Below are 25,994 nucleotides of genomic sequence, written 5' to 3'. Positions count from 1 at the left end.
GACGCTCCAAGTCAACTCACAGCGAAGCTCCCGGACCCTGTCCGGGAGCTTCTGCTTTCAAGCGCCGGCCGACGCGCGAACGATGTCGCCGGCATATCTCAAAGCATCTGCCGCTGCGCAAATGCCGCGAACGTTCCCGAAGCGGCGCTGAGTTGCTCGAACGTCCCGGTTTCGACGATCTTGCCGTCGACAAGCACGATGATCCGGTCAGCGCGCTGGACGGTGCTCAGCCGGTGCGCGATCACGATCCGGGTGACGTTCAGATTTTCCAGTGCGTCGCTGACGACGGCCTGGGACCGGTTGTCGAGCGAGCTCGTCGCCTCGTCGAACAGCAGGACGCGCGGACGCCGCGCGATGGCCCGCGCAATCATGATGCGCTGCCGCTGGCCGCCGGAGAGCGTGCTGACGCCCTCGGACACCTGGGTCAGCATGCCCATCGGCATCGCCTTGATGTCGTCTTCCATTCCTGCGAGCCGCGCGGCTTCCCAGACCTGATCGAGCGGCAGCCGGAGCCCACCGCAGATATTCTCGTAGATGCTTCCGTTCGCGAGCTTCGCGTTCTGCAGGACGACGCCGAGCTGGCGACGCAACGCGCTGACATCCAGCGTCTCGATCGATTTGCCGTCGTAGAATACCGCACCCGATTCCGATCGCTCGAAACCCAGCAGCAGCCGGAACAAGGACGATTTTCCGCTCCCGGACGGCCCAACGATCGCAACATATTCTCCCGGCGCGATCTTCAGCGTGACGTCGTCGAGCACCAGGGGGCCGCTCGCAAGATACCGGAACGACACGCGCGCAAGCTCGATCGCTCCCGTCAATTCACCCGGCGACTTCCGCTCGTCGGAGATCTCCGTCGGACTGACGATGAGAGGCCGCAGCCGGAACAGCGGCGGAATGGCGATGAGCGCCTCGCTCACGCCGCCGGCCCAGGCCCCGACGGCTCCCATCGATTGACCAAAGGCCGAAAAGAAGGCGAAGAACGTGCCGATGTCCTTCAGCAGATTGCTGTCCGAATAGGACGCGTAGGCGAAGATGATCAGCGTCGCGATCAACGGAAATGCGGTCTCGAACGCGCCGAGGCCGTTGCTCGCGACTTGCGACGAGACGAAATACTGCTTCTGTGTCGCAAACTGCTTCGACCAGATTCCGAGCGCACGTTGCGTTGCCCCCGACACGCGCAGTTTTCCGACGCCGGTCAGCAATTGGAGCACGAATCCGCTGACCTTGCCCTGCTGATTGAAGTGCTTGTTCTCGAAATGCAGCCGCAGCAGATTGGTGGAGATGATGGCGGCGCCCCTCACGAAGGTCAGCGCAATCGCGATCAACGCCAGCCTGGGACTGTAGTAGAGCATCAAGCCGAGGCTGAACACGCAGAACAGGCCGGCGATCATTCCGCGCAACGCGTGGCCTGTCAAAGCACGCCGCGCGGCATCAATGCCCATGGCGCGGTCCACCAGCTCGCCGGCCGTGAACTCCCGGAAGATGGCGGTCGGCAGCCTGAGCAGGCGATCGATCATCGCCGCCTGCAACCGCCAATCGATCGTTGCCTCCATGCGAAGCATGACGAGCCCCTGCATGACCTGCACGCCGGCCACCGCCAACGCCGTCAGGCCAAGCGCCAACGCACAGAAGACGAGCTGGTCGAGCTCCGATCTCGGGATGATCGAGCTGATGAGCAGATTGGTGACGAAGGGCGTCACCAAGGACAGCAGGCCGATCACCACCACCGCCGCTGCAATACGCAGGCCGCTGCCGCGCGCATAACGCAGTGCAAACTGAAGAAGGTCGGAGAACTTGAGCGATCGTGATGGCAGCGGGGGATAGAACATCGCCGCTTCCGGCGCGAATTGGGTTGCAAGGGAGCGATCGACCAACCGGCGCGCTTTCGTGAGCGGGTCGATCATGACATATCCGCGGCCCGGCTCATAAACCAGGGCGACCGGCTTGCGTTGCTCGCCAACCCAGCCGACAAGGGGGCCGGCATCGGTTCTCCACCAATCCGACCGAAGCAGCACCTGGCGCAGCCGCAAGCGGGCATCCTGCGCGATTTGAGCGAGGCTCGGGAAGTCCTGCGGGCTGCCGTCGATCCGGCCGGAGATCGCAATCGGCGTACGCATCGCGTTGCCGACGATCTGGCAGGCACCGGCCAGCCTGTCCGAATAGGATGCATCGACCGCGTCGTGATCGAAACGTCGCACGATGATGCCGGACAGGCGATCGAAGGCTTCCATCGATTGCGAAGCCGCGAGTGCGTTCCGGTTCGCCAGACGCTCGCTCTCGCCCTGCGTCTCACGGGCCAGCATGCCCTGGACACATGCAACGAAGGCTTTATGAAACTGATCAATCGCGGGCCAGATCGCGCCGTCACCCGGCCCCCGGCTGTCGGCGCTCGCAACGCAGCCGTCGTCGCCCGCTTCCACCCACAGGCCTGCCGTCAACGGCAGCAGGCGGCTTCCGCTTGCATAGGCCGCTCCGACGCCCATTAATTTCACAGCGCCCCGCTCCACCGTCAGCCAGAGCAGACCGCGCATCGGACCCCGGCGGCTTTCGCCGGCGGCCAGCGCACTCGCCCCCTCCGGCAGTTCGGCCATCTGCCATAACGGTGCCGGGCCCGCGACAAAGCGAGCGAGCCGCTCGATCCAACGCGTTGCGCAGGCCGCTGACGGCAGGTCGGTTCTGAGACGCGCGGACGCGCGTGTGCCTTCGGTGCCGACCGCGATGAAGCTCAAGCCGCCGGCTGATGGCAGATCGGGGATGATGTCTCCGGCCTCGATCCGGAACAGATGATGTCTGCCGCCGCATTTGCCGTCGTCGACATCGACAGCGAATATGTCGACGTGACCGGCCACGATCTCGAACACATGGCCATGATGATCGAGCAGGATGGGCCTGCGACCATCGAGCGCCATATTGATCGGCAATTTCGCCGATGCGACGAGGCCCGTGCCGGACGCGATGCTTTCGATCGGATGCGTCATTCCTGGGACACCAGCCGTGCATACTCGCCATCGAGCGCCAGCAGAGTCTCGTGCGTCCCGCGCTCGGCGACCTTTCCCTGGCGCAACACGACGATCTCGTCGCAATCCCTGATCGTGCTGAGACGATGCGCTATGATGATGCAGGTGCAGCCGGAGCGGCGCAGATTGTCGTCGATCGCCTTCTCCGTGACCGGATCGAGCGCGGCGGTCGCCTCGTCGAGAACGATGAGGGACGGGCGACCGACCAGCGCGCGCGCGATCTCGATGCGCTGACGTTGCCCGCCACTGAAATTCGTCCCACCCTCGTTCACGTATGAGTCGTAGTTGCCGGCCCGGACCGCGATCTCGTCCTGGATCTCGCCGTCCTTCAACGCCCTCATGAGATCGATGTCCGGCGTCGTCCGGTCCCACAGCGTGAGGTTGTCGCGAACCGTGCCCTCGAACAGGAAAATGTCCTGATCAACATAGGCAATGGAGTTCGCGAGGATTTCGGGCGGAACATCCTCAAGCCGCGCCCCATCGATCAAGACCTCTCCGGCCCAGGGCTTGTTGAGCCCGCAAATCAGACGGCCCAGCGTCGATTTTCCGCTGCCTGACGCACCGACGAGGGCGACGCGCGATCCCGGAGCGACGGCAATCGAAAGGTCGGCGATCAGGGGAGGCTCGAGCAGGGAATAGCCGAACTGCACGTTCCTGAGCTCGATGCGCCCAGCAAGCCTGGCGGGAAAGCGCTTGTTCGATGCATCGCCGTTCGGCTTGTTGCCGAGCGGATAGTTGTAGACGTCTTCGAGGCGGTCGAGCGCGCCACGGATCAACTGGAATCCGCTGGCCTGATTGACGAGCGTCGCGACCGGCTCGGAGAAACTGGCCATCAGCGACTGGAAAGCGACGAGGCTGCCGAGCGTCAGGGACCCCTCGATGACCCGCATGCCGCCGAGAATCAGGATCGCCGTCATGGTCATTCCGGAGATCAAGGTCGGGATCATATCGAGCATGATCGACGACGATGCCAGCTGGCGCTCCGCATTCAGAAGCTTGGCCTGGATGCCGGACCATTGCCCGAACGCCTCGTCTTCAAGGCCGCTTGCCTTGATCGTCTCGATGGTTCTGACAATGCTGACCACTGCTCCCAACGACTTTCCGCGCTCCTGTGAGAGGCCGCGGCTGAGGTCCTCCCGGCGCCGGTGCGAGAGCCGCAAGGACAGAACGTTGAGCAGCGACAGGCCGATACAGATCGCGGCAAGCCACGCATCGTAGATCAGCATCGCGAGCGCAAAGAACACCACCGAGGTAAGATTGAGCACGTTCGCGGCAATTCCACCCGCGAGCAGCCGCGCAATCTGCTCGTTGGCCGCAACGCGCGTCGCGATGTCGCCGGCATGGCGCTGGGTGAAGAACTCCATGGGCAATGCCATCACCCGCCAGAGAAACCGGCTGATCATCACCACCGAGAGCTTTGTCTGAAGCCTGAGCAACAGGGACTGCTGCAGCAGCGTCAAGACCGTACGAATCAGCGCCGTGACGGCCATGCCAACCAGCAACGGGCGCAACCACCCGTTCAAATGCTGGATCAGCACGTCGTCGATGAAAATCTTGGAAAAGCTCGCGGCGACGAGCCCCGGAATGACCATGACGAAGCTGAGCAGGACAAGCAGACCGACCGCAGCTTTCGAGCCGCGCAGCTCGCGGACCAGCAAGCGCAATCCGCCGGGCTTGCTTCCTTGCGCCACAAAATCGGCCGTCGGCTCCATGGTGAGCACGACGCCGGTAAAGCTCCGGTCGAGCTCGTCGATGCCGATGCGCCGCCGCCCGAAGGCGGGGTCGTTGATGTAGGCGTATTTTTCCTCGATCCCGTCGAGAACGACGAAATGATTGAAGTTCCAGTGGATAATACAGGGGGTCGGCGCCGAACGGAGCGTCGCGAGCTCCTGCCGAAATCCCTTGGCAGACAGGCCGAAGCGCCGTGCCGCCCTGACGACGTTGCTCGCCTTGCTGCCGTCGCGCGACACCCCGCATTCGACGCGAAGTTGCTCCAGCGGCACCCACCGCCCGTAATGCGCCAGCACCATGGCAAGACACGCCGCGCCGCATTCCGCCGCTTCCATCTGCAGGACGGTGGGCGTCTTCTTGACTCCTGACGTCGGCGAAGCTGGACTACCCATCGATCCCGGTAAGCTTCCTGATGAGAGGAACGACGAGGTCCAGCGGACGCCGGTTGCGGGTGGTGATCTCGGCCTGGGCCAAGGTGCCGCTGGTCAGATGAACCTGCGGACCCTTTCCGACCGCCCATCGATAGCCGCTTGCCGTCGATGCATCCTGGTCGAGGGACACGGCGACAGCATAGGGCGCACCGTCATGGGAAAACACTTTTACCAGCTGATCGTTGTGGAGCACGGCCGTCATGCCCTGGGGAGTCACGGGAAATTCGGAAACGCTCGAGACAACTCCGATCATCGTGCCGAATTCCTCGCGCTTGACCGTGCTGGGCGCCACGCGCACCTGAAAGCCCGGCTTGACGCTCTTGCCCTGGTCTGCGGGGACATAAACGATGGCCTCGAGCCTTGCGCCCTCGTCCTCGATCAGGACGACCGGCGTGCCGACGGCGAGGACCGAGCCTGTCGACGTCTTGATCTCCAGCACGCGCCCCGCAATCGGGCTCAAGACCTGTGAATTCCGTCCCAAAGTTCCGGCGAGTGCCTGCATCTCACGGCGCGCATTGTTGGCCGCGAACTCGGCCTGTTGCAATTCGCGCGATCGCTGCGTTTCGAGATCGGTCTTTTGCGCGTGGAGCTTGAGGATCTCGTTCTGCGAGTCCGTCCGCCGCTGCTGGGCCTCGGTCAATTCGAGACGGCGATCCTCCAGCGTCTTGCGCGTCGTCAGGCCCTTCACCATCAGTTGCTCGAGATTCTTCACGTCGATATCGAGGGACTGAACGCGTTGGCCCGTCGCTTCGATGACCTTGTTGAAGGCGGTCTCCAGCTTCTCGAAGTTGGAGGCTTTTACTGCGAGCTCCGCCTCGACCTTCGCGGCCATGTCGTCGTGCTCACGCTGCCGCTCCTTGTAGGTTTCCACGGCGTTGCCGTATTTCTGCTCGATCTCGGTCTGCGAGATCTGGGCGATCACCTGCCCGCGCTCGACATGGTCGCCGACCGCAACGCCGAGCGATGCGAGCCTGCCATCCGCGCCGGACACCGCATCGACGACGCGGCCGCTGCCGACCAGAATGCCCTGCCCCGACACGCGCGACGGAATTCGGCCGTAGATGCCCCAGACGAGCGCGGCGACCAGCGCAATCGTCACGACTGCGGCGAGAATCCAATCGGCCGGTTTGGTGATCGCAACGAGATGATCGAGTTCGTCGGGCGATGCCGCACGCTGCAACGCACTGGCGCGGAAAATACGTTCGGGGCCCTCAGTCACGCCTCAATCTCCCCGCAAGAAAGTTCGGCGCAACTGCTTGTCGCTTGTCAAAACCAGCAGGGAACGCCTGAAGTATTCTCCAATGATACACAGGAGCCATTTTTTGCACAACGGGCCGCGACACCCCCGAACGGCCAGTCCTGCGCGCGGCGCTGGCGGAAAATACAATTGAGCGCTCTGCCGTGCGGCGCTAAGCTTGCGCTGATATTTCAATGACACTGTCGGGGCTGAGGATATCGGACGCATCAAATGAAACGACGAGCGGACAGCGTCACACTTACCGCAGCGGCCCGCGTGGTCGTCGCTCAGCTGACCAGACAATGCATTGGATTGCTGGTCGCCACGAACGTGTGCATGGCGGGCGTTCTCAGCCAGGCGGACCTGAAGAAGGTCGAGGATCTCAGGCCGATGTTCGCGGGCCTGATGGGCGATCTGGTCCAGACCTCGAAGAGGCCCGACATCTCCGCTGTCGATGCAGATTGCGTCAAGTCCACGATTCAGAATCTCGTCGAGATTTCGCAAGAGCTGTCCAGTTTCGAATATCTGATCACGATCGAGAAGGAGCTGATCAGCGTCAGTGAGAATGACCCAACCCGCGACGTGGTGAAATTCGCCGTCGAGCAGTCGACCAATATTCTGACCAGCCAGCGCAAGAAGATTGCCCAGCTTCCCGATCAGTGCGCGAGGTCGGCTCTGGCCTTGGCCAAGGCTCAGCAGGCTTTGCAAGTCGTCGACGCGACAACCGGGATTTTGAGTTCTATTCGTTCTCGACTTTGAAATGAACCGACGTCGGTCGTGATACCCGCGCGACGAGATCCGGATGAAGCGGCGGACTCACCAACCTGTCGTCGTCGAACCCTAACGAATGGCGGAACGAAAGAGGTCATCCGATCGGATGACCTCTTCACTCCGGATTGACGACGGAGACATTCCACCGACAAACGATCGACCCGCAAATGGTCCGTTTCATGTCCGGCGGGACTAATGCGGGATGTACTGTCCCAGCACCGGCCTGGCGAAGACGTCTCGCATCGTCCAGCCGCCGACCGCGCGCGAATCCAGAATGCTCTGGAGCATGCTTTCGGTAGAACCGCCCACCACCGTCTCCAGCGCCGCATCATCGAGCAGAATTGCAGAGTGTTCGTTCTTCGAGGTCTCAGATTTTGTCATTGCCATCTCCTGTTTGCCTTAGGAGGGACCGCCCCTCTCAATCAGTGGTCACAGGTATAGGACCCGAGGTTCGTCCAGACTGTGAGGCCCCTCACACAGGAGCATGGAGGGGAGCCCGCACCGGATTTTGGCCTCTCTTTCGTTCGCTCAGACGAAATTCCCGGGCCGATGGCCCGGGAATCCCAAGCTTGACCGGCTGGTCCCGTCCAGGGTCAGGACATTCTGAGCGGGGGCACGGTTGGACCCGGGCCGGGGCCAGTCGGGGGATGCGCGATCACCTTGATGATGGCTTCCGCGACTTTCAGGCCATCGTGCTTGAGCCAGTCCCAGGCCGAGGACGCTTCGTGCTTGATCCAGCCCCACAGACCGCCGCCAGCGACGGAATCGAGCTCCTCAAGGGACAGCTCACAATTTGCAAAGTCGTTGTTCGTCGGAACGCTCATCGTCGTTTTCTCCCGTTGACGCTGCGAGGCCATCCCGCAACCACGGGCAATGTGTCGGCACGCACGAGGGGTTGATGTGACTGCAGTCACCTTGTCGCTATTGGAAATGATTTGTCGCCAGGAGCCGAGGGACGTTGCTGAACCCTTTGGGCGCGCTGCCTGCCAAAATGCACTTCGGGCCGCTGCCATTATTTGGTGGACCAATTGGGTCCGGACCCTAGACCACAGTCCCGAACAACTTCCCGATGCCGGCGGTCAGCGCCAGGGCAAAGGCGCCCCAGAATGTCACGCGGACAGTCGCACGCAGCATATTCGCGCCTCCCGCCTTTGCGCCGACCGCTCCCAGCACGGCAAGAAAGGCCAGCGATGCAGCGGACACAATCGGGACCAGGGCGCTGGCAGGCGACACGAAAACCATCAGCAAGGGCATGGCGGCCCCCACCGAGAACATTGCAGCCGAGGCAAACGCGGCCTGGACCGGACGTGCTGCGGTAATCTCCGAGATTCCCAATTCGTCGCGCGCGTGAGCCGTCAGCGCGTCCTTCACCATCAATTGCACCGCTACCTGCCGCGCCAACGACGTGTCGACACCCCGCTTGACGTAGATCTCGGCAAGTTCGTCGAGCTCGAATCCAGGGTTCTCGCTCAACTCCTTGCGCTCCCGAGCAAGATCGGCCTGCTCGGTATCCGACTGCGAGCTGACGGAGACATATTCGCCCGCGGCCATCGACATCGCGCCGGCGACCAATCCGGCAATACCAGCAATAAGGACGTCGCTTCGGGTTGCCGCCGCTGCCGCAACGCCGACGACCAGGCTCGCGGTCGAGATGATACCGTCATTGGCTCCCAAGACTGCAGCTCTGAGCCATCCGATCCGATCAACGAGATGGTTCTCGGTGTGCACATGAAGGCGGCTCATATCGTTCTCCTGACAATGCCCTGAAGCCGCGGGCCGACGTCACGCGCCCCGGGGGCAGAACCCTATCGATCAGTGCGAGAACAAAATCGGGATGGGAGGGTTCGACAACATGCTTTGGGTCGCACCTCCAAGTATGAACTCCCGGAGCCGAGAGTGCCCGTATGCTCCCATCACGAGGAGGTCTGCGTTGCAGGAGGCGACATGCGCTTCAAGGGCCTTCCCAATTGGCCGCCCCGCCGCATCGACGTTGTCGAGGATCACATCGATTCCGTGCCGCGAAAGGTTCTTGGCAAGTTCATCGCCTGAATGCTTCGTATCGAGGGTCTTCTCATTCGCGACCGTTATGACCCGCACTTGCCTTGCATGCTCCAGGATCGGAATCGCATCGGCAACCGCGCGAGCGGCAGCCCGGCTGAAATCCCATGCAACCACCGCGGTCTTGAGTTCGAATGGCTTGGTTCGCTGTGCTTCGGGCAGGACCAAGGTTGGCTTTCCCGTGCCAAATATAATGGCCTCCGCAAACCGTTGATCGTAGGCCTCGGGGACGGGCACCAGGATCAGATCGCGCAGCCGCCCATATTCCACGAGTACGTCCGGCAGCTCGTTGGTCAAGCATTTATCCAGGATCCTCTCGCGCGATAAGCCGGCTTTGTCCGCGATGGAATCAAACGCGGCGAGCAGCGCCTGTGCGCTCTCCCGGCTCTTCTTGGCCTCGCTGGCAGCCATTCCCGCGACATTCACGAGAGAATTCGAAAGAAACGTGCCGGGAACTTGAACATGAACCTCGCATGCGAGCGCGGCGATGTGACAACCCAAGGACGACGCAACCGCAACCGCCTTTTCCACGACCGAAACCGGGGTCGGTTCGGGGTAGCTGGTCAACGTTAGAAGAACGTCCCTGATGGCCATCGGGCCCTCCCACTGAACTTCCGATCAGTCTAGGTGCCCAATTCGAGGGTGAATTGATCTATCGCAGACATCGCCCCGGCCCATCCGTGTCGTCCAGCTGCTGGATGCAGGACGTCTCGCGGGCTGTGCGACACTTTTGATCCATCTCAACGGCATACCGAGCATCGCCTCGTAAGGTCGGGCCTCGACCGAGAGATTGATTAGCAATGGAGGACCATGCCGTGCTCAAATTCAATCAACTCGTCACAATAGCTTCCGTATCAATCGCCATCGCAATGTCTTCCCCAGCCGCCAACGCCCAGCCTTACGGACCTGGGGCGCATGGATGGGGACGGGACATGATGGGCTCCGGCATGATGATGGGGCCGGGGTTCTTGGGTCGCGGTGGATTCGGGGGCATGTGCAGCCCCGCTGCCGCCGGCTTTTCCGGATGGCGCATTGACCGGCTCGAACAGGTCATCAAGCCAACAGATGCGCAACGTGCCAAGTTCGATGAATTGAAGGCGGCATCCGACAAAGCCTCGGAGGCCCTCCGCCTCGCCTGTTCGACCGACGTGCCAACCACCGCGGTCGGTCGAATGGAGTTCATGGAGAAGCGCATGGAAGGGATGCTGCAGTCGGTCAAGACCATGCGTCCCGCTTTCGAGGCATTCTACGCCACTCTCACCGACGAGCAGAAGGGCCGACTGGATTCGCCTTCGGACCGCGGCCGCTTTTGGCGGCACCTCTGGTAGAGCATCAGCCGGCCAATTCCCGATAGAACGCTTCTGGACTGACGCCGATCTGGTTGGCGACAGGCTTTCGTTGTCCCTTCGTACCGTTGATCGCGCAGAGCTTGACGACCTGCAGACGGCTAGTCGACAGGGCCACCACGCGAACGCCAGCCGCTCATGCCGCCCGGATAATGGCGCACGTTCTGCTGGCCGGCGGCGAGTGCGCGGCGCAGCGCGGTCGCCGAGCGACCTCCCGCCTGACAAATCAGAACGATCGGCTTGCCCTGCGCCAATCTCGCCGGATCGAACTGCGACAGCGGATGATTGAGAGCACCGGGAATGTGACCATTACGGAATTCGTGCGGCTCCCGGACATCGACGATCGTGCAGCTCTTCTCGCGATGCGCCTGCACCAGCTCATCATGATCGATCGCAGCAACGCTGGTCGCCCCCGCAAACTTCTTCAGCAATCCTGACAACATGGCAGATTCCTTCTTTGCTTCGCTAAACCGACCCAGCCGCCGCACCGCAATTCACATTCTAATTATCGAATATATTCAACCTTTTGGATCCAAACGATCGCGGCATCACGCTCGATCTTCGCGAAGGAAGCGGTGCCGGCGCGGCCCTTGACGATGGAATGCCGAATGCTATTGAAGGACCAGATGCGCAAGCCGGATACTCAGATCCTGGAGAAAAAAGCGAGCGAGCTCGCCGCGCTGATGCGCATGTTTGCCAATGAGCATCGCCTGCTGATCCTGTGCCAGCTGGTCGAGCTCGGCGAAGCGAGCGCCGGCACCCTCGCGGACTCCGTCGGGATTTCACCCTCGGCGCTCTCGCAGCATCTTGCGAAAATGCGCGGCGAACGGCTGGTCGCCTCCCGGCGCGACAGCCAGACGATCTGGTACCGCATTTCCGATCCGCGGGTGGAAGAGCTGTTTGCCACCCTGCACCGGCTGTATTGCGGCAGGAAGGCTCACTGAGCCGCCCTGCCGGCGCCCGGTGTTTCAGGCCCGCTTCGGCTGACTCGTCTCGACCCACCAGAAGAACAATCCGGCCCCGATCGCGAGCGCGATGAACCACGCCGCGTCGGGCACACCTGTCAGATCCGGCAACCGGACCTTGCCAAGCGCCCAGACATTCAAGACATGCCCCTTGAGCCAGTCGAAACTCAGCGCATAGAGAATCGCGCCGGCCACCATGCCGAGGGCACCCACCAACGCATGAACGCTGCCGGTCGCGATCGCACCGAGAGCCGTTCCGGGGCAGTAGCCGTAGACCACCATTCCGACGCCGAACAGCGCCGCGCCCAGCGCGACCGCGAGCATGTTGGCATCCTTGACGTAATATTTGGAGTTGCCGGTATCGACCAGCAGCAGGACGCCGATCCCGCCGACCACGATCGCGGTGCCCATGACCTTGAGGACCGTGAAGTCGCGCAGGCGGAACTGGTTCTCGATCACGTTGCAGCTTGTCACCTTGCCACGCTGCAGCAGGAAACCGAAGGCCGCCCCCATCACCAAGGCACCAAAGATAGCAAGCATGATCGTCTCCTCAGGACTTGCGGAACATGACGGCCGACACGACGAGACCGGTTGCGAACATCACCCCCAGGAACAGCCAGCTCGACAGCGCAAGCTGAAGGCCGCCGGAGATGCCGTGGCCGCTGGTGCAGCCGCCGGCGAGGCGCGCGCCGTACATGATGACGACCCCGCCGGCAAAAGCGGCGATGAAGCGCTTCGTCACCGATGGGCCGAAACGCTCCTTCCAGACTTCGGGCACGAGTTCGAGGCGCCAGGTCCCCGACAGCACGGCCGATACGAAGGCGCCGAAGGGAATGCCGACCAGGAACCAAACGCCGTAGTCCCACTTCAGCGGCATGCTCTTCCAATAGCTGTTTTGCGCAACCGCATCGGCACCGATGAACGGCGTGGCAAACAGCGATGCGATGCGTGAATACGCGGTGGTGACGCCGAGCGGATCGCCAAACAGGCCGAACGCGATCCAGCTCAGGATGCCGATGCCGGCGCCGACCAGATAAGGGGACCAGTCGATCCGGGCACTTCGCGGCACGTCTCGTGCGATATCATGGGTGATCGTCGTCATGGTGCGTCTTCCCCGAAAGCGACTTTCGCGGCCGCCGCTATGGCCATCGAGACTATTTATATTCAATAAATTGAATTTAGCAATATCTAAAATAATACCGGCACGTCACGCGCGCTCGGCGCTGGCGGCGTGGCGCAGCTGTGGTGACCAGCCGCGGTCGACGAGCAGATCGGTGAGTGCCGCCCCGACCCACATGCCGATAAGCACGAGCCATGCCGTCAATGCGAACACCGAGGCGCCCGTGATTCCGGCGCCGACGGCGCAGCCGCCGGCCAGCATGGCGCCGAACCCCATCAGGACGGCGCCGATCAGGTAGCGGCGCATGCCGAGCCCGTCGGAAAAGCCCTCCAGCCGGAGCTCGTGCCCACAGGCGGCGGCGGCGAAAGAACCGAGAAAAACGCCCGGGATGATACCCAGATCGAAATCAAGACGAATGTAAGGACTGTTCAGCACGACGGTCAGGACCTCGGCGGATGGTCCGCTGAAAGTGAGACTCTTCAGCGCCACGGGCGAAAAAGAGGACTGGGACAGTTGGTAAGTGAAAACCCAGCCTGCAACGACGGCCGCGCCGGTCAGAAGCGCGGACCAGAGCAACCGTGGAGCAAGGCGGCTGCGAAACGCGAAACCGAAGCCGGCCAACAGCCAGATCGCGCTGAAGGCAAGCTTTTCCGGCGTCCCGCCGCCCACCAGGCTCATGATGTCCCGCGACGGGCCGCCGTTGATCAGCCAAAGATTGGTCAGCCACTCCCGAGCCGGCGACAGCAGGCCGCGATAGGCTGCTTGTGCCGCAACAGCGAACACCAGACCCGATAGAAGGGCGCGCAGGTTGCCGTTGGCCGAAAGCACCAGCAGGCGGCTCGCGCAGCCTCGCGCCAACACCATGCCGCAACCGAACATCAAGCCGCCGATCAGCGCGCCGGAGATACTGCCCTGCTGGGCAAGCTGACGCGCCTCGGAGACGTCAAGCCATCCGAGTGCAACCAGCAACTGCGTTCCCATCAGAGCGCCGGCAAAGGTCAACAACCAGACCGCCAGTCGCTGCCCTGCTTGCCCGCGCGAAAACTCGATCGCCGCGGCGCGGAGGCAAAAACGGCTGCGTTGCGCGAAGAAGCCGAAAAGGCCGCCGACCAGAAGCCCGCCGATCCACGACAGCAGATCCTCACCTATGAGATCGGCGATGGACGTCAGCACGTTCGCTTCGACTCCCTCGAGATCTGCCCAGTCTATCGATCCTGCATTTTCCCCAAATGAGCCAGATCAAAACCGACCAGATGTCGAACAGGGCGATAACGCATTTTCGAAGCGCTCAGGGGCGCAGATAGGCATAGCCCTGCTGTTGCAGCTCGGCCAGCCGGACGACACCGCCCTTCTCGGCCACGACGAACCCCGGGGTGAGATCGTCGAGCTTCACGCCCTGGGCCTTCATCGTGTTGGCGCAAGCGTCGAAGCCGACTTGCTCTTTGCCGCTCCATCGTGGAGACGACGTGGCTATCCGCCGACAGCGCGTGAAAGGCGCGCAGCGCCGGACCGTGAACGACGAGCCGAATGTCGGCCTGACCAGGCCCGCCAACGCCGTCGACGTGGTTCTGGATATTGCCGAGCACGAACACGACGCGATCGATATCTGCAAGATGGTAGACCACGCGCTGCCGCGGGCCGGGCCCAGCTGCGGCAACGGCCTGTCCGGCCCCGAAAGCCCCCAGCAGCAACGTGACACCGGCACTCAGCAACGATCGACGTTCCATGATTCCTCCTAAGGCGTCTGCTTGACGAACTCCGCAATGCGGTCCGCAGCGTCTTCCGCCGCCAGGTCCCGAAAGAAATGATCCGCATCGTCGATGGTCGCGATGCGAATGTTGCCGCTCTGCCTGGCCGCCAATGGGCCGAATGACGGCAGGACATCGGGAACCGTGGTGTCCTTGGCGCCGGCGAGTACCAGGACGGGGAGCTTCAGCGTGGCGGCGAAAGCCGCCGTGTCCTGCAGCGGATCATCCCGGTAGAAGGACAGGAAGGCGCGCGGCGTGACGACCGCATCGCGACAATAGATAAACCCGCGAACATTGATCCACTCGCCGCCGCGGCCCGCATCGACCGCCCGTGAAGCCTGATCCAGCAACGGCGAGAGCGGCGCGCCATAGGTCTTGGCATAGGCCGCGCGCAGGTCGATCTCGGTCGCGCGGGTCGCCGGAGCAAGCAGCACCGCCCCACGCACGGCGTCAGATCCGGCCGTCAGGTAGCGCACAACCCGGTTGGCTCCCCGGGAATGGCCAAAGGCATAAATCCGCCGCGACGACTTCCCGGCTTCGGCAATCCACGCGCCGATCTCCGCGACGGCGTCGCCCGTCAGATAGTCGTGCTTCTGTGCGCAATCGAACATGCCCTTGCGACGATCGAGGCCGAGCGTCAGATTGTGCGCCAGCGTCGCGATGCCGCGCTCCTGCAGCAGCCTGGCGAGCCCCTGGATGGTCTCCATGTCCTTGTGGGCCAGCGTGCCGTGGGTCATCACCACCAGCGGCGTCTCCGCCGTCATCGGCTTCGGCGTGCGCAAAGTCGCCAGCGCCACGCGACCGCCGACGGTCAGCTCGCGTTCCTGCTCGGCGGCCAACAGCGGCTGAGAAAATACCAGGACGAAAAGCACGGCCAGAAGGCGCATTCAGGACGACCCCAATTACGGACGAATGATCGTCCAGTTCTTCTCCGCCAGGTCGAGCAGCTCGGCAACACCGGCCTCGACGACCCTGACGCCCGGCATCAGCCGGGGCCGCTTGCCGTCCCTCGCGGTCAGCGTGTCGAGCGTATTGCCGCAAGCGACAAAACTCACGTTGGGCATGGATTTCGCGAAATTTCCCATCCGCTCGTGGACGGGCGAGCGATCGTCCAGCAGCATGTCCAGTCCCCCATTGAAGGCGACCACGGTGATCTCGACCTCCTCGCCGTGGCCGGAATAGTAGCGAGATACGTTGGCCGCGATATCAAGTACCGCCCGCATCTTTGCGGGTTCGTCATCACTGATCTGGAGCGCGAGCCTGTGCGGCTCGGCGGCGCGGGTCGCATTCATTGCCGCATCGACGAAAACCGCTGCGGAGAGGGCCGTGAAGCAAAGGACACGGCGGCTCACCACGGAATTTGTCACTCGACGCCTCGCGGCTTGCCTTCCTTCGAATCTTCGGGCGTCACATCGATGGCGGCGGCCCGTCCCGTGATCTTGACCGGTCCGAGACAGTCCTTCATGCAGGGATCCTTCTGCCAGAAAGCCTTTTCCGACGTCGTGCGGTCGTCCATGTAGAAGCCCTGCTCATTGGGCATTTTGATCGACGCCAGGTTCTTGTTGCTGAGCTCGAAATTCTGATCCGTGATCACGTCGTTCAGGAACAGAACATAGGCCACCAGCGCATAATACTCATCGACCGAGAGCGACTCCGCGTTTCCATAGGGCATGGCGTGGCGGACATAGTCGAATACCGTCGAGGCATAAGGCCAGTACGAGCCGACCGTCTTTACCGGATTGTCGCTGGTCAGTGATCCCTTGCCGCCGGCGAGCACAGGCCAGCGGCCATTGCCCTCGCCGAACTCGCCATGGCAGGAGGAGCAATTGTCCATGAAGAGCTTTTCGCCCTGGGCGACCGTACCCTTGCCTTCGGGTAGTCCCTGCCCGTCCGGCCGAACGTCGATGTCCCAGCCGCGGATTTCCTCCGCAGTCGGAGCGCGTCCGATGTTGTATTTCGGTCCGCCTTTCGCGTCGGGCTTCTCTCCGGCCAACAGCGGAGTGTTAATCAGGCAGGCCAGGGCCGCCGCGGCAAACAATCTAGGCAACTTCAACATTCTCGACCTCACCATTGGCCAGTACGTGCCAGGTCTGGATACCGTTGTTGTGATAGATCGAATTGACGCCGCGGATTTTGCGGAGGTCGACCTTGGTCGGCTGCACGTAGCCGGTCTCGTCCTGCACGCGCGATTGCAGCAGAAGCGGCTCGCCGTTCCAGTCGAACTCGTAGTAGAAGCGCGTCAGCGCCTTGTCGAGCACGGGGCCGTCGAGCCGCGCCTGACGCCAGTTGCGACCGCCGTCGAGCGAAACATCGACGCGCTTGACCTTGCCGTTGCCGCTCCAGGCCAGGCCCGAGATGATTGTGAAGCCCTTGCCGTGCTTGATCGGGGCTTGCGGGCTTGGACTCGTGATCACCGACTTGGCGTCCATCACCCAGGTGAAGCGACGCGCCTTTCCGTTCGGCAACAGATCGGTGTATTTCGACGTCTCCTCCCGGGTGTGCCAGGGCTGATCGCCGACCTTTATCCGGCGAAGCCACTTCACCCACAGGTTTCCCTGCCAGCCCGGGACCACGAGCCGCATCGGATAGCCCTGCTCCGGATAGAGGGCCTCGCCATTCATCTTGTAGGCGATGATGCAGTCATCCAGCGCCTTCTCGATCGGCAGGCTGCGGTCCATCGCGGCCGCATCGGCGCCCTCCACGAGGAGCCATTTTCCGTTGCTTTTGACGCCCGCTTCTTCCAGAAGGGTGCGCAGGGAGACGCCCGTATACTGCACGCAATGAACCATGCCGTGCGTGAACTGGCAGCCGTTGAGCTGCGCGCCGCGCCACTCCATGCCTGAATTGGCCGCGCATTCCATGAAATGAATGCGATTGACGCGCGGGTAGCGCTTCAATTCCTCGAGCGAGAGGATCAACGGGCGTTCGACGAGGCCATGGATCACCAGGCGATGATCCGCAGGGTCTATCTCCGCGATGCCACCGTGATGGCGCTCGAAGCAGAGCCCGTTGGGCGTGATGATGCCTTCGAGCTCGTGGAGCGGCGTGAAGCTGACCGACGATTCCCGTGACGCCGTCAGCCATTCGACATCGCGACGGATGACGTCCTTCTCGAATTTCGACGGCTTGCCATAGGGGCGCACCGCCACGCCTTCACCGAGGGACTTGCTCCAGTCGGGTACGTTCGGAGGCTGGTTTGCAGGATTGCCGGCGGCAGTTGCGGGCTTCGCCAGGACGGTCGCGGCAACGCCGGCACCGGCAGCGAGAAAGCTCCGTCGGGATTGCTTCGGACTCTCTGTCGTCATCGATCTCAAGCTCCGGTGACCTTGACGGCACGATTGGGCTCGAGCCGCACGGTTTTCTGTCGGGTCAGGTAGTTCGCAACCACATCCCAGATCGCAGGGCCTTCCGTTCCCTCGTTCACGCTGGCCCAGCCTGCCACCTGGTATTCCCGGCCTGCCTCGATCGGAGCTCCGGTCTTGACGAGCTGCATGGCGGTAATGCGCTGGCCCTGCGGCTTGGCGACGTCGATGGCGTAGGCGAGACCTCCGATCCGCACCATGTCGCCGCCCTGCTGATAGTAGGGATCGACGTTGAAGAGGTTGTCGGCGACGTCCTCGATGATCTCCTTCAGCCGCGCGCCGGTCATGCCCATGCGATAGACTGCGGGGTAGGTGATCGCGGTTGCGTTGGTCACGTCCTCGAAAGTGATGTCCTGTCCGGGTAGCACGCTGGTACCCCAGCGGAAGCCGGGCGACAGCGCGATCTCCGCATCGCGCTCCTGCAACAGCGCCTGGCAGATGAGATCGTCGAAAGTCCCGTTGAAATTGCCACGCCGGTAGAGCAGCGACTCCGTCTTGCCGAGAATCTTGCCGAGCTCTCCGGCGAACGGCTTGCGCACCTCGGCGATCTTGGCCGCCATCTCCTCGTCCGGCGCGATGGCGTCGGAAAAGAGCGGAATCAGCTTGTAGCGGAACGCCTTCACCTCGCCGGCGCGCACGTCGAGGTCGAGACGCGAGACGAACTTTCCGGACGAACCGGACGCGATCAGCAGGGTCTTGCCAACCTTCACCGCCTCCGGCAGCGCATCATGCGTGTGCCCGGTGAGGATAACGTCGAGCCCCTTGACGCGGCTGGCTAGCTTGCGATCAACATCGAATCCGTTATGCGACAGCAGCACCACGAGCTGCGCGCCGCCCTTGCGAGCCTTGTCGACCTGCGCCTGGACGTCCTCCTCGCGCACGCCGAAAGACCAGTTCGGAATCATCCAACGCGGGTTGGCGACCGGCGTATACGGAAACGCCTGGCCCAGCACAGCGATCTTGACCCCGCCGCGCTCGAGCATGGTGGAGGCCTCGAACGCCGCCTCATTCCACTCGGTGTCGCGGATGTTCAGCCCAAGAAACGGGAAACCCAGACCTTCGATCGCCTGCTTGACCCGCTCGGCGCCATACGTGAACTCCCAATGGCCGGTCATCGCGTCCGGCTTCAGCAGGGCCATGCAGTCGATCATGTCCTGGCCGCGCGTTTTCAGAGACGACCACGAGCCTTGCCAGGTGTCGCCGCCGTCAAGCAGCACGACCTTATCGCCGCGCTCGGCGCGGATCGACTTGATCACGGTAGCGGCGCGATCCAGTCCGCCGATCTTGCCATAGTTCTTCGCCAGCGCCTCGAAATCCTCGGACGTCAACGCATAGGCAGCCGACGAGCCGGGCGCGATGCCGAACCGTGACAGGAACTCAGCGCCCGTAACGTGCGGCGGCAGTCCCTTCGCTTCCCCAACGCCGAGATTGGTCGAGGGTTCGCGAAAGTAGAGCGGCATCAGCTGGCCGTGGATGTCGGTGACATGCACGAGCGTTACGTTGCCGAGCGGCTCGAATGCCAGCAGGTCCTTCTGCGTCAGCCGTTGCTGGGCGGCAGCCCGGCCAAGGCCCAGACCTGTTCCACCAGCAAGCGCGGCCGTCGCTGCGGCAACCTGAATGAATTCACGGCGCGAGATCATCCGTTCCGTTCCCTTGCATGCCTTCCAGATGGCTCAGTTGCGGACCGAAGGGGTCTCCACCGGCAGTCCAATGCCGCGCCAACCGACATAAAGCTCGAGCGCGAGAAACTCGTCGGAAAGCGGCTTGAAGGGCTCGGCGCGGACGTCGAACATGCAGCCCTCGAAGCGTTCGTGCAGCGGGACCAGGCGCTGATCCCGCAATCGGTAAGTGGGAAAGCCGTTGGTCTGCCCCTGGCTCAGGAAGTCGGCGCGCATGAACTTTCCGTTGTTGCGCTCGTGGCAAGACGCGCAGGCGAGATCGAGCTGTCCATAGCGGGTGTAGTAGATCTGCTTGCCGCGCTCGAACCAGGGTGACATCGGGCCGTCGGTCTTCACCGCCACCGGCATTCCGTGCGACTGGTACCGCACGAAAGTGGTCATATCGGTGAGCGCCTGTGACTTGAATGCCCAAGGCTCCGCCTTCATGTGTTCGCTGCGGCACATGTTGATGCGCTGCTCGAGATTGACCGGCTTCTTCAGCTTGTCGTCCCACTTCGGCATGGCGGCGCCGACACCCTTCATGGACTTCTCTGCCTCGCCATGGCAGCTCATGCACGACTTGCCTTCGCTGCCTTCGACTTTCTTCCAGACATCGGCGGCGCGCTCGACGGCGAGAAAGCCCGGGTTCTCGAGGTCGTCGTCCTGCACCGCCCGGGTCTCCTTGGTGCGGAATTCGTAACCCGAGATGATGGTCTTGAAGACGTGTCCGGGAGGCGCAGGTATGCCCTTTCGCCCGGCATCCTGAGCGGCAGCGGGTACGCCAGCCAGCGCGGTTATGGCAACGACGGCGGCCAGCAGGCCGACATGACGATACGGCATTCGCGCTCTCCGTTCTGATTTGATCGTGGGGATCAAGCTTTGATCGCGATCTTTTCCTCGGCCGTGATCACCGTGCCGTCATCGTCGGTCCATGCGAACTTGAACGTGCCGTCCTCGTCGACCCGCGCGGTGAACTGGATGTACGGGTTGGCCGAGATCGCGGGCTCGAGCGCGCAAGCGAAGACAGGCTTGCCGTTGAACTCGCAGCTGAACTTGTTGATGATCTTTCTCGGAATCGGCTTTCCCTGCGCGTCCTTGCGCTGACCGGATTCCATCACGTGCGAAACCAGGGTCTTGATCTGGATGATCTCGCCCTTGGTGGCTTCCTTGGGAAGCTTGATGCGCGGTTTGTCTGCCATGATCGTTTCCCCTCTGTCAGCCGCCGCAGCCGCCGATGGTCACCTTCACCGTCTTCTGCTCGGTGAACAGCGAACCGTCGCTCATTTTCGCGAGTGCGATCACGTTCTGGGTCGCGGCCAGCCGGATGCGGACCGCAGCCTCCGCCTTGCCGGAGAGCGGCGAGAACATCAGCGTGGCAACACCGGCATTCGGATTGCCGTCCGCAATCAGCATCACTTCCTTGACGTAAGACTCCGCGGTCATCGGGCTCTGGACGGTCAACGACAGGGGGACCGTGTTGCCGTTCTCTGCAATCTCGGGCAAATCGAGTGAAATCTTGCCCTTCGCCGCTTCCTTTCCGCCGGTGAACTTCGCGATCCATTGCGCGGCATCGTTCGACACCTGCGCATCGGCAGCCATTGGCACCAGGGTCAGCGCGACGAAGCCGCCCCCGAGCGCGAATGCCTGCCTTCGACTGATGGGCTTCATCTCAATTTCTCCTGGGGCATCATTTTAGTGTTTCGAGAAATGCGACCACATCCTCGACCTGCGCGGCCGAAAGAATGGTCTTGCCGGCAAATTCGGGGCGCACGCGGCTCAGGCCTTCGTTCTTGTAGAACGCCGGCATCACGGTGTCGGTGAAGATGAGCTTGGGATCGGCCACGATGAGCCTGAGTTGCGCCTCGGTGTAGCGGCCGGCCACACCGTCGAGCGACGGGCCGAACTCGCCGTGGAATTCCTCGGACTTGAGGCTCGTCACTTGATGACAGGCGAGACAGTTGCCGAGCGTGCGCGCCAGGAAAACCTTCTTCCCTGCATCGGCATTGCCCGGCGCGCCGCTCAAGGATTTCGGGAGCGAGTCGTTGACGACATCGAGCTTGACGGATTGCTGCGCCGTCGCGGCGGCTGCAGAAACGGCAAGCAGGAAGGCAGCCGGCAGGAGGCGGCGCATGTTTCCATCCCTTTGCGAGACTCTCGCTTGTTGTGATGACGGACTTACGATCCCATCAAATTCACTTATTACGATATTTGTATATGATGGACGATGTCAAGGACATTTCTGCGACTGTCCGCAGCCGCCCCGCCTACCCCTTCGGGTGCTCCAGAAAGTCGCGGAAACTGCCCCGCCTGTAGCCTTCCTCGCGCACGAAGTGAAACATGGCAAGGAAGTGCTGCGGCTTCAGATAGCCGGGCGCCCGGGCGACTTCGCGCGCAGCAGGCTCCTTGCCGCCGATGCCGTCGGCCGTCGCCGGAAAGAACTGAAACGTGGGAGTGAACCGGATGCCGTATTTCTGCGCCAGGTCCCTTTCGGCAAGTTCCGTCCCGTCGAAGTCGACGACCTTGCGCGAGCCGATCAGGTTGAGCTGCAAGACTTCAAAATTGTCTCGAATATAGCCCGCGATCGCCGGGTCGGCGAAGTTCACAAGGTGCGTTTCGCGGCAATATGGACAGCCGCGCAGCTCCCACATGACGGCAAGCCGCTTGCGGTTTGAAGCAGCCGTCTCGAGATCCTCGCGAAGGTCGAGAAAGCTCTGCAAGAACCATGGCTGGTGATAGAGCCCATCGTCGCCCAGCATCGCCTCCGCGCGCGCAACGGATGATTGCATCATCACGAGCACCACGGGAGCGAACGCGAGAAATCCGCGTCTGGTGAGGCCGTTTGGTGTTGCGATGGAAAGGTGCATCCTGCCTGCTTGCACATTATAGAATTGCGTTCATGATATTCGAATATTAGAATATGACAAGGATTTCCGATGTTGCGGCGCGTCACGACGATATTGCTGTGGCTCACTTTGAATGTCGCTGCCGCGGGCGCGGAAGCTCCCCCGGAATTCGCCAACGGGATCGTTCCTGTGATGGCAAATCTGCGCACGGCCATGAGTTATGCGAGGACGGGTAACATCGCACTCGCGCAGATCGAGATCAGCGATGCCCTGGTCGGCTGGAAGCAGTTGCAGCACTTCAAGGGCACGGCAATACCTCCGTATCCACCGGTCGCATTGGATGCTTTTCTCACAACAGGGCGGGAACAGCTCATTGCCGCCGACCGTGCACTCGACCGCGGCGATGCCGACAGCGCGATCAGGGAAGTGCAAGGCCTGCGACGCGCGCTTCGCGAGCTGCGACGTCACTCCGGCCTTTACGATCTCAGCGACTGTGTCTTCGAACTCGGGCCTGCAATGACCACGCTTCGCGACGAAGCGACGCGATTCGGCGAACAACTTCCTCATCGGGCCGAAGGGACGGTTGCGGCCGCCAGCGTGTTCGGCGACCGGTTGCAGCGCTGTAACGACTGGGCGAGCGTCGAAATCTCGAAGCAGTCTGAGTTTCGCCGGCTGATCGACGGCGCTATCGCAAGCTCCGGCGAGATATCCCGCGCCGCGCTCTCCGGCGACGCTCCGCTTGTCCATCGTTACCTGATCGAGCTGCAATCCTTCGCCCAACTCCTCGACTTTCGCTTCGGCTAGTCAACCGACGTTGGTCAGCCCGGGGAAGCGCTCGAGCAGCCATTGAGAAATCCAGGGCATGAAGCCCGAGAGAAACACGAGGCCCGTCGCTACGAGAAACACGCCCATCGCCCTTTCGATGGTCCCCAGGTGCCTGCGCGCGCGTCCAAGCCACGCGATGAAATGGCCGGTAAAGGCGGCGGCGATCATGAAGGGAACGCCGGTCCCCGCGGAATAGGACAGCAGCAGCAGCGCACCGCGACCGGTCGTATCTTCGGAGCCCGCCATCAGCAGCACCGCTGCAAGGATCGGCCCGGCACAAGGCGTCCACCCGAACGCAAAGGCAAGTCCCATCACGAATGCTCCGGCAAGACCCGCCGGCTTATTCTCGATCTGGACGGTCGCGCTACGGTAAAGAAGTGGAATTCTGATCAACCCCAGAAAGTGCACGCCCATGACAATGATCAGAATCCCCGCAATCGTGCCTAGCGCCGAAAGATGTGCCGAGATGAAGCGCCCCAGCAGCGTTGCGCTCGATCCAAGGGCGACGAAGACGAGGGAAAATCCAGCCACGAAACAAAGGGCGGAAAGCAGAACGCGCCCTCTTGTCCGGGCCCCCTCGGCGGGCAGGTCCGTCACCGAGACGCCGGCCATGTAGCAGAGGAAAGGCGGTACCAGCGGCAGGATGCAGGGTGAGAGAAATGAGAGAAGACCGGCAAGAAAGGCGGCGCCGAGCGAGACGTCCAGACCCATACTGCTCCGCTCCCCTCTATACGTATACGAATTTAATGATATAATACCGTCGAGAAGTCCAGAAGATACGTCCAGCGATGTCCCCTGCCCGTTTCCTATTCTTGGCAGCAATAGCCATTGCCCTGTTGCCGCTTCAGTTGGGGAGCGCGCTTGCCGCCGAGCTCGTGATGTTCGAGCGCGCAGGTTGCGTGTGGTGCGCGCGGTTCAATGCCGAGATCGCACCAATCTACCCCAATACGGACGAGAGCCGATCCGCACCGCTTCGTCGCATTGACGTGGATCGACCTCTGCCGACGGACCTTGTTGGGATTGACGCCGGTCCTTTCACACCGACATTCGTGATAGTAGATAAAGGGCGTGAAGTTGGACGCATCAGGGGCTACCCGGGGGATGCGTTCTTTTTCGGGCTGCTGGACCGGATCCTTCTCAATGCGGGATTGCGGGCAGGTCAGTCCTGACGGTGCGAGAGGAATGAGCAAGACATGCCGCTGCCGAAGTTGAAGGATATCGAGGGCTCCGCCGAGCTCGAGCAGATGATCGAGAGGGCACGCGAGGCGAGCGACATGCTGAAGGCGCTCTCGCATGAATCACGGCTGTTGCTGCTCTGCATTCTCGCCGAGGGGGAGAAATCGGTCACGGAGCTCGAGCAATTTCTCGGTGAACGCCAGTCGACAGTGTCCCAGCAGCTCGCGCGCCTACGACTCGATCGCCTGGTGACGACCCGTCGCGACGGCAAGGCCATCTACTACAGCCTGGCGAATGACGACGTACGCAAGATTCTGACCGCGATCTACGACGTGTTCTGCGAGCCGGTACGCCGCCGACGGCGCTGACGCCGGGATTGCTCTGGATTCCTGGTCTTTCCTGGCGCAGACTGCCCGAAGCGAACGACAAGGAAAATCCGGAGGATATGCTCACCCTCTCTCAGGTCAGCCTGGTGTACGGGCTGCTCGCCGGCGCTGCGCTTGGTGTCGCCGGCCGCGCGGGTCGCTTCTGCACGCTTGCGATGCTGGAGGATGCCTTCTACGCGTCCGATACGCGCCGGCTGAAGTCGTTTGCGTTCGCTGCCGGGATTGCATTGCTCCTGACCCAGTCGATGGCGGCGCTTGGTCTCATCGACCTTTCCACGTCGATCTACTTGTCTTCCTCAATCGGACTGGGCGGAGCAATCATAGGCGGGCTGGCCTTCGGCATCGGGATGGCTCTGGTGGGCACGTGCGGTTTTGGGACACTGGTGCGAATCGGCGGCGGAGATCTCAGGGCAATCGTAGCTTATCTCGTGATAGGCATTTCCGCCCTCGCAGCAATGCGTGGATTGACCGGCTTCATGCGGCTCGCCCTGATCGAGCCCCTCTCCGTCCGGCTTCCCGAAGGCACGACACAAAGTCTCGACTCCCTGCTCGCGCCGGTTTTCGGGACTCACGCACGGGCCATCGTGGCGAGTTGCGTGTCGCTTTCGCTGGTCGGCTGGGCCTTGGCTGACGGCCACCTCCTTCGCTCGCGGCGCTTGCTGTTTGCCGGCGGCACCGCGGGGCTGGCGGTCGCCTTTGGCTGGTTCGCGACCGGCTGGCTCGGCCACGACGAGTTCGACCCCGATCGTCTGGCCTCTCTCACCTTCGTCGCCCCGCTTGGAAACAGTATTCTGTACGTTGCGACGTTCTCTGGCAGTCGCGCCGACTTCGGCATCGGGTCGGTTGCGGGTGTCGTCCTCGGATCATTTCTCGCCGCGCTGTTTTCGCGCGGCTTCCGCTGGGAGGCCTGCGACGACGCTCGTGAGCTGAAGCGTCACATGATCGGCGCCCTGCTGATGGGAACGGGCGGCATCCTGTCTATGGGCTGCACCATCGGACAAGGCCTTTCCGCATTCTCCACACTCGCTCTCTCCGCGCCCATCACGATGCTGGCCATCGCCTGCGGAGCGCGGCTTGGCCTCGAATATACGATGACCGGAGAATGGTGGCCGGCGATCCGGCGGATGTTTGGTGCGTCAGCATAGAGAGAGACGAAACAGGCTCGCCGGGCTCAGCCGGGTTTGCCCGGCATGCAGCGTATCGATCAACCAGCCTTAGGTATCGACGATACGCTCGAGCGATTGTCGAGTTATACTAGACTATCGATTGAAGAAACGAGGAATTTCAATTCGGATCTTGCGCCACGGCGATCAGGTC

General features: G+C 62.3%; 29 protein-coding genes and 1 pseudogene. 7 read left to right on the top strand and 23 right to left on the bottom strand.

Features of this window, described 5'->3' with window-relative positions:
• Positions 1 to 98: 98 nt before the first annotated feature.
• The 3 genes from OC450_RS06645 to OC450_RS06635 form a co-directional block, all read right to left on the bottom strand.
• The gene (locus OC450_RS06645) at positions 99 to 2,912 is read right to left on the bottom strand and encodes an NHLP bacteriocin export ABC transporter permease/ATPase subunit (RefSeq protein ID WP_262047574.1); all 2,814 of its coding nucleotides are present in this window, start codon (positions 2,910 to 2,912) and stop codon (positions 99 to 101) included.
• 65 nt (positions 2,913 to 2,977) lie between these two features.
• The gene (locus tag OC450_RS06640) at positions 2,978 to 5,143 is read right to left on the bottom strand and encodes an NHLP family bacteriocin export ABC transporter peptidase/permease/ATPase subunit (protein WP_211382562.1); all 2,166 of its coding nucleotides are present in this window, start codon (positions 5,141 to 5,143) and stop codon (positions 2,978 to 2,980) included.
• Positions 5,136 to 6,401 (bottom strand): NHLP bacteriocin system secretion protein, encoded by a 1,266-nt coding sequence (locus OC450_RS06635; RefSeq protein WP_211382561.1) that lies wholly within the window; start codon positions 6,399 to 6,401, stop codon positions 5,136 to 5,138. The genes OC450_RS06640 and OC450_RS06635 overlap by 8 nt, the downstream gene beginning before the upstream one ends.
• Positions 6,402 to 6,650: 249 nt before the next feature.
• On the opposite strand from OC450_RS06635, the gene OC450_RS06630 reads away from it, so the two are divergent.
• Positions 6,651 to 7,178 carry a hypothetical protein gene (locus OC450_RS06630; protein WP_211382560.1) on the top strand — a complete coding sequence of 176 codons (528 nt, stop codon included), beginning with the start codon at positions 6,651 to 6,653 and terminating at the stop codon, positions 7,176 to 7,178.
• A 204-nt stretch (positions 7,179 to 7,382) separates the two neighbouring features.
• On the opposite strand, the gene OC450_RS06625 is transcribed toward OC450_RS06630, so the two are convergent.
• From OC450_RS06625 to OC450_RS06610, 4 genes are all read right to left on the bottom strand, one after another.
• The gene (locus tag OC450_RS06625) at positions 7,383 to 7,571 is read right to left on the bottom strand and encodes a hypothetical protein (protein ID WP_211382559.1); all 189 of its coding nucleotides are present in this window, start codon (positions 7,569 to 7,571) and stop codon (positions 7,383 to 7,385) included.
• Positions 7,572 to 7,783: 212 nt separating this feature from the next.
• Positions 7,784 to 8,014: a hypothetical protein gene (locus tag OC450_RS06620; RefSeq protein ID WP_211382558.1), complete on the bottom strand. Its 231-nt coding sequence runs from the start codon at positions 8,012 to 8,014 to the stop codon at positions 7,784 to 7,786.
• Positions 8,015 to 8,231: 217 nt separating this feature from the next.
• Entirely contained in the window at positions 8,232 to 8,933 is a 702-nt protein-coding gene (locus OC450_RS06615; protein WP_262047497.1) for a VIT family protein, read from the bottom strand.
• 69 nt (positions 8,934 to 9,002) lie between these two features.
• Positions 9,003 to 9,842, bottom strand: coding sequence for a universal stress protein (locus OC450_RS06610; RefSeq protein WP_262047496.1), 840 nt, complete (start codon positions 9,840 to 9,842; stop codon positions 9,003 to 9,005).
• A 338-nt stretch (positions 9,843 to 10,180) separates the two neighbouring features.
• Between OC450_RS06610 and OC450_RS06605 the strand changes: the two genes are divergently transcribed.
• Positions 10,181 to 10,576: a Spy/CpxP family protein refolding chaperone gene (locus OC450_RS06605; protein ID WP_262047495.1), complete on the top strand. Its 396-nt coding sequence runs from the start codon at positions 10,181 to 10,183 to the stop codon at positions 10,574 to 10,576.
• 119 nt (positions 10,577 to 10,695) lie between these two features.
• Here OC450_RS06605 and OC450_RS06600 read toward each other — a convergent pair whose 3' ends face one another.
• On the bottom strand, positions 10,696 to 11,037 hold the full coding sequence (locus OC450_RS06600) for a rhodanese-like domain-containing protein (RefSeq protein ID WP_262047494.1): 342 nt from the start codon (positions 11,035 to 11,037) through the stop codon (positions 10,696 to 10,698).
• Between the two features lie 183 nt (positions 11,038 to 11,220).
• Here OC450_RS06600 and OC450_RS06595 point away from each other — a divergent pair, with 183 nt between their 5' ends.
• Positions 11,221 to 11,538 carry an ArsR/SmtB family transcription factor gene (locus OC450_RS06595; RefSeq protein WP_211382553.1) on the top strand — a complete coding sequence of 106 codons (318 nt, stop codon included), beginning with the start codon at positions 11,221 to 11,223 and terminating at the stop codon, positions 11,536 to 11,538.
• Between the two features lie 24 nt (positions 11,539 to 11,562).
• Here the strand turns inward: OC450_RS06595 and OC450_RS06590 are convergent, their stop codons facing one another.
• From OC450_RS06590 to OC450_RS06525, 14 genes and pseudogenes are all read right to left on the bottom strand, one after another.
• Positions 11,563 to 12,099 (bottom strand): YeeE/YedE thiosulfate transporter family protein, encoded by a 537-nt coding sequence (locus OC450_RS06590; protein ID WP_211382552.1) that lies wholly within the window; start codon positions 12,097 to 12,099, stop codon positions 11,563 to 11,565.
• A gap of 10 nt (positions 12,100 to 12,109) precedes the next feature.
• Positions 12,110 to 12,661 carry a YeeE/YedE thiosulfate transporter family protein gene (locus tag OC450_RS06585; RefSeq protein WP_211382551.1) on the bottom strand — a complete coding sequence of 184 codons (552 nt, stop codon included), beginning with the start codon at positions 12,659 to 12,661 and terminating at the stop codon, positions 12,110 to 12,112.
• 105 nt (positions 12,662 to 12,766) lie between these two features.
• Entirely contained in the window at positions 12,767 to 13,852 is a 1,086-nt protein-coding gene (locus OC450_RS06580; RefSeq protein WP_262047493.1) for a YeeE/YedE family protein, read from the bottom strand.
• A gap of 115 nt (positions 13,853 to 13,967) precedes the next feature.
• Positions 13,968 to 14,406 (bottom strand): annotated as a pseudogene (locus OC450_RS06575) (hypothetical protein).
• Positions 14,407 to 14,414: 8 nt separating this feature from the next.
• Entirely contained in the window at positions 14,415 to 15,314 is a 900-nt protein-coding gene (locus OC450_RS06570; RefSeq protein WP_262047492.1) for an alpha/beta hydrolase, read from the bottom strand.
• 15 nt (positions 15,315 to 15,329) lie between these two features.
• Positions 15,330 to 15,719 carry a hypothetical protein gene (locus OC450_RS06565; RefSeq protein ID WP_211382547.1) on the bottom strand — a complete coding sequence of 130 codons (390 nt, stop codon included), beginning with the start codon at positions 15,717 to 15,719 and terminating at the stop codon, positions 15,330 to 15,332.
• A gap of 71 nt (positions 15,720 to 15,790) precedes the next feature.
• A complete protein-coding gene (locus OC450_RS06560; protein WP_211382546.1) occupies positions 15,791 to 16,498 on the bottom strand; it encodes a c-type cytochrome in 708 nt (235 codons plus the stop codon).
• Entirely contained in the window at positions 16,467 to 17,732 is a 1,266-nt protein-coding gene (gene soxC, locus OC450_RS06555; RefSeq protein WP_211382545.1) for a sulfite dehydrogenase, read from the bottom strand. The genes OC450_RS06560 and soxC overlap by 32 nt, the downstream gene beginning before the upstream one ends.
• Before the next feature lie 5 nt (positions 17,733 to 17,737).
• Positions 17,738 to 19,429, bottom strand: a complete 1,692-nt coding sequence (soxB, locus tag OC450_RS06550; RefSeq protein WP_262047491.1) for a thiosulfohydrolase SoxB — start codon at positions 19,427 to 19,429, stop codon at positions 17,738 to 17,740.
• 33 nt (positions 19,430 to 19,462) lie between these two features.
• Positions 19,463 to 20,287: a sulfur oxidation c-type cytochrome SoxA gene (gene soxA / locus OC450_RS06545; protein WP_211382543.1), complete on the bottom strand. Its 825-nt coding sequence runs from the start codon at positions 20,285 to 20,287 to the stop codon at positions 19,463 to 19,465.
• 32 nt (positions 20,288 to 20,319) lie between these two features.
• Positions 20,320 to 20,646: a thiosulfate oxidation carrier complex protein SoxZ gene (gene soxZ / locus OC450_RS06540; RefSeq protein ID WP_211382542.1), complete on the bottom strand. Its 327-nt coding sequence runs from the start codon at positions 20,644 to 20,646 to the stop codon at positions 20,320 to 20,322.
• Positions 20,647 to 20,662: 16 nt separating this feature from the next.
• On the bottom strand, positions 20,663 to 21,115 hold the full coding sequence (soxY, locus tag OC450_RS06535; RefSeq protein ID WP_211382541.1) for a thiosulfate oxidation carrier protein SoxY: 453 nt from the start codon (positions 21,113 to 21,115) through the stop codon (positions 20,663 to 20,665).
• A 19-nt stretch (positions 21,116 to 21,134) separates the two neighbouring features.
• Positions 21,135 to 21,578 carry a sulfur oxidation c-type cytochrome SoxX gene (gene soxX / locus OC450_RS06530; RefSeq protein ID WP_262047490.1) on the bottom strand — a complete coding sequence of 148 codons (444 nt, stop codon included), beginning with the start codon at positions 21,576 to 21,578 and terminating at the stop codon, positions 21,135 to 21,137.
• Between the two features lie 133 nt (positions 21,579 to 21,711).
• Positions 21,712 to 22,236, bottom strand: coding sequence for a thioredoxin family protein (locus OC450_RS06525; protein ID WP_262047573.1), 525 nt, complete (start codon positions 22,234 to 22,236; stop codon positions 21,712 to 21,714).
• A 144-nt stretch (positions 22,237 to 22,380) separates the two neighbouring features.
• On the opposite strand from OC450_RS06525, the gene OC450_RS06520 reads away from it, so the two are divergent.
• Positions 22,381 to 23,094 (top strand): hypothetical protein, encoded by a 714-nt coding sequence (locus OC450_RS06520; protein ID WP_262047489.1) that lies wholly within the window; start codon positions 22,381 to 22,383, stop codon positions 23,092 to 23,094.
• Here the strand turns inward: OC450_RS06520 and OC450_RS06515 are convergent, their stop codons facing one another.
• A complete protein-coding gene (locus tag OC450_RS06515) occupies positions 23,095 to 23,826 on the bottom strand; it encodes a cytochrome c biogenesis CcdA family protein (protein WP_211382537.1) in 732 nt (243 codons plus the stop codon).
• A gap of 77 nt (positions 23,827 to 23,903) precedes the next feature.
• On the opposite strand from OC450_RS06515, the gene OC450_RS06510 reads away from it, so the two are divergent.
• The 3 genes from OC450_RS06510 to OC450_RS06500 all read left to right on the top strand — a co-directional run bounded on the left by OC450_RS06510 (position 23,904) and on the right by OC450_RS06500 (position 25,822).
• On the top strand, positions 23,904 to 24,284 hold the full coding sequence (locus tag OC450_RS06510) for a thioredoxin (protein ID WP_262047488.1): 381 nt from the start codon (positions 23,904 to 23,906) through the stop codon (positions 24,282 to 24,284).
• Positions 24,285 to 24,308: 24 nt separating this feature from the next.
• Positions 24,309 to 24,659: an ArsR/SmtB family transcription factor gene (locus OC450_RS06505; protein ID WP_211382535.1), complete on the top strand. Its 351-nt coding sequence runs from the start codon at positions 24,309 to 24,311 to the stop codon at positions 24,657 to 24,659.
• Between the two features lie 77 nt (positions 24,660 to 24,736).
• Positions 24,737 to 25,822 (top strand): YeeE/YedE family protein, encoded by a 1,086-nt coding sequence (locus tag OC450_RS06500; RefSeq protein WP_262047572.1) that lies wholly within the window; start codon positions 24,737 to 24,739, stop codon positions 25,820 to 25,822.
• Positions 25,823 to 25,994 lie beyond the last annotated feature (172 nt).

Source organism: Bradyrhizobium sp. Bra78 (genome assembly GCF_024519855.1).
Taxonomy (GTDB): Bacteria; Pseudomonadota; Alphaproteobacteria; order Rhizobiales; family Xanthobacteraceae; genus Bradyrhizobium; species Bradyrhizobium japonicum_G.
Note: the sequence above shows the minus strand (reverse complement) of the source record. Positions and strands in the feature narration are given on the sequence as shown.

Bases quoted from the DNA above. Each gene is read 5' to 3' on its own strand.
- OC450_RS06645 (WP_262047574.1), bottom strand. From the start codon at position 2,912: ATGGCGCTCGATGGTCGCAGGCCCATCCTGCTCGATCATCATGGCCAT.
- OC450_RS06640 (WP_211382562.1), bottom strand. From the start codon at position 5,143: ATGGGTAGTCCAGCTTCGCCGACGTCAGGAGTCAAGAAGACGCCCACC.
- OC450_RS06630 (WP_211382560.1), top strand. From the start codon at position 6,651: ATGAAACGACGAGCGGACAGCGTCACACTTACCGCAGCGGCCCGCGTG.
- OC450_RS06625 (WP_211382559.1), bottom strand. From the start codon at position 7,571: ATGACAAAATCTGAGACCTCGAAGAACGAACACTCTGCAATTCTGCTC.
- OC450_RS06620 (WP_211382558.1), bottom strand. From the start codon at position 8,014: ATGAGCGTTCCGACGAACAACGACTTTGCAAATTGTGAGCTGTCCCTT.
- OC450_RS06615 (WP_262047497.1), bottom strand. From the start codon at position 8,933: ATGAGCCGCCTTCATGTGCACACCGAGAACCATCTCGTTGATCGGATC.
- OC450_RS06610 (WP_262047496.1), bottom strand. From the start codon at position 9,842: ATGGCCATCAGGGACGTTCTTCTAACGTTGACCAGCTACCCCGAACCG.
- OC450_RS06605 (WP_262047495.1), top strand. From the start codon at position 10,181: ATGATGGGCTCCGGCATGATGATGGGGCCGGGGTTCTTGGGTCGCGGT.
- OC450_RS06600 (WP_262047494.1), bottom strand. From the start codon at position 11,037: ATGTTGTCAGGATTGCTGAAGAAGTTTGCGGGGGCGACCAGCGTTGCT.
- OC450_RS06595 (WP_211382553.1), top strand. From the start codon at position 11,221: ATGCGCAAGCCGGATACTCAGATCCTGGAGAAAAAAGCGAGCGAGCTC.
- OC450_RS06590 (WP_211382552.1), bottom strand. From the start codon at position 12,099: ATGCTTGCTATCTTTGGTGCCTTGGTGATGGGGGCGGCCTTCGGTTTC.
- OC450_RS06585 (WP_211382551.1), bottom strand. From the start codon at position 12,661: ATGACGACGATCACCCATGATATCGCACGAGACGTGCCGCGAAGTGCC.
- OC450_RS06570 (WP_262047492.1), bottom strand. From the start codon at position 15,314: ATGCGCCTTCTGGCCGTGCTTTTCGTCCTGGTATTTTCTCAGCCGCTG.
- OC450_RS06565 (WP_211382547.1), bottom strand. From the start codon at position 15,719: ATGAATGCGACCCGCGCCGCCGAGCCGCACAGGCTCGCGCTCCAGATC.
- OC450_RS06560 (WP_211382546.1), bottom strand. From the start codon at position 16,498: ATGGTGAGGTCGAGAATGTTGAAGTTGCCTAGATTGTTTGCCGCGGCG.
- soxC (WP_211382545.1), bottom strand. From the start codon at position 17,732: ATGACGACAGAGAGTCCGAAGCAATCCCGACGGAGCTTTCTCGCTGCC.
- soxB (WP_262047491.1), bottom strand. From the start codon at position 19,429: ATGATCTCGCGCCGTGAATTCATTCAGGTTGCCGCAGCGACGGCCGCG.
- soxA (WP_211382543.1), bottom strand. From the start codon at position 20,287: ATGCCGTATCGTCATGTCGGCCTGCTGGCCGCCGTCGTTGCCATAACC.
- soxZ (WP_211382542.1), bottom strand. From the start codon at position 20,646: ATGGCAGACAAACCGCGCATCAAGCTTCCCAAGGAAGCCACCAAGGGC.
- soxY (WP_211382541.1), bottom strand. From the start codon at position 21,115: ATGAAGCCCATCAGTCGAAGGCAGGCATTCGCGCTCGGGGGCGGCTTC.
- soxX (WP_262047490.1), bottom strand. From the start codon at position 21,578: ATGCGCCGCCTCCTGCCGGCTGCCTTCCTGCTTGCCGTTTCTGCAGCC.
- OC450_RS06525 (WP_262047573.1), bottom strand. From the start codon at position 22,236: ATGATGCAATCATCCGTTGCGCGCGCGGAGGCGATGCTGGGCGACGAT.
- OC450_RS06520 (WP_262047489.1), top strand. From the start codon at position 22,381: ATGTTGCGGCGCGTCACGACGATATTGCTGTGGCTCACTTTGAATGTC.
- OC450_RS06515 (WP_211382537.1), bottom strand. From the start codon at position 23,826: ATGGGTCTGGACGTCTCGCTCGGCGCCGCCTTTCTTGCCGGTCTTCTC.
- OC450_RS06510 (WP_262047488.1), top strand. From the start codon at position 23,904: ATGTCCCCTGCCCGTTTCCTATTCTTGGCAGCAATAGCCATTGCCCTG.
- OC450_RS06505 (WP_211382535.1), top strand. From the start codon at position 24,309: ATGCCGCTGCCGAAGTTGAAGGATATCGAGGGCTCCGCCGAGCTCGAG.
- OC450_RS06500 (WP_262047572.1), top strand. From the start codon at position 24,737: ATGCTCACCCTCTCTCAGGTCAGCCTGGTGTACGGGCTGCTCGCCGGC.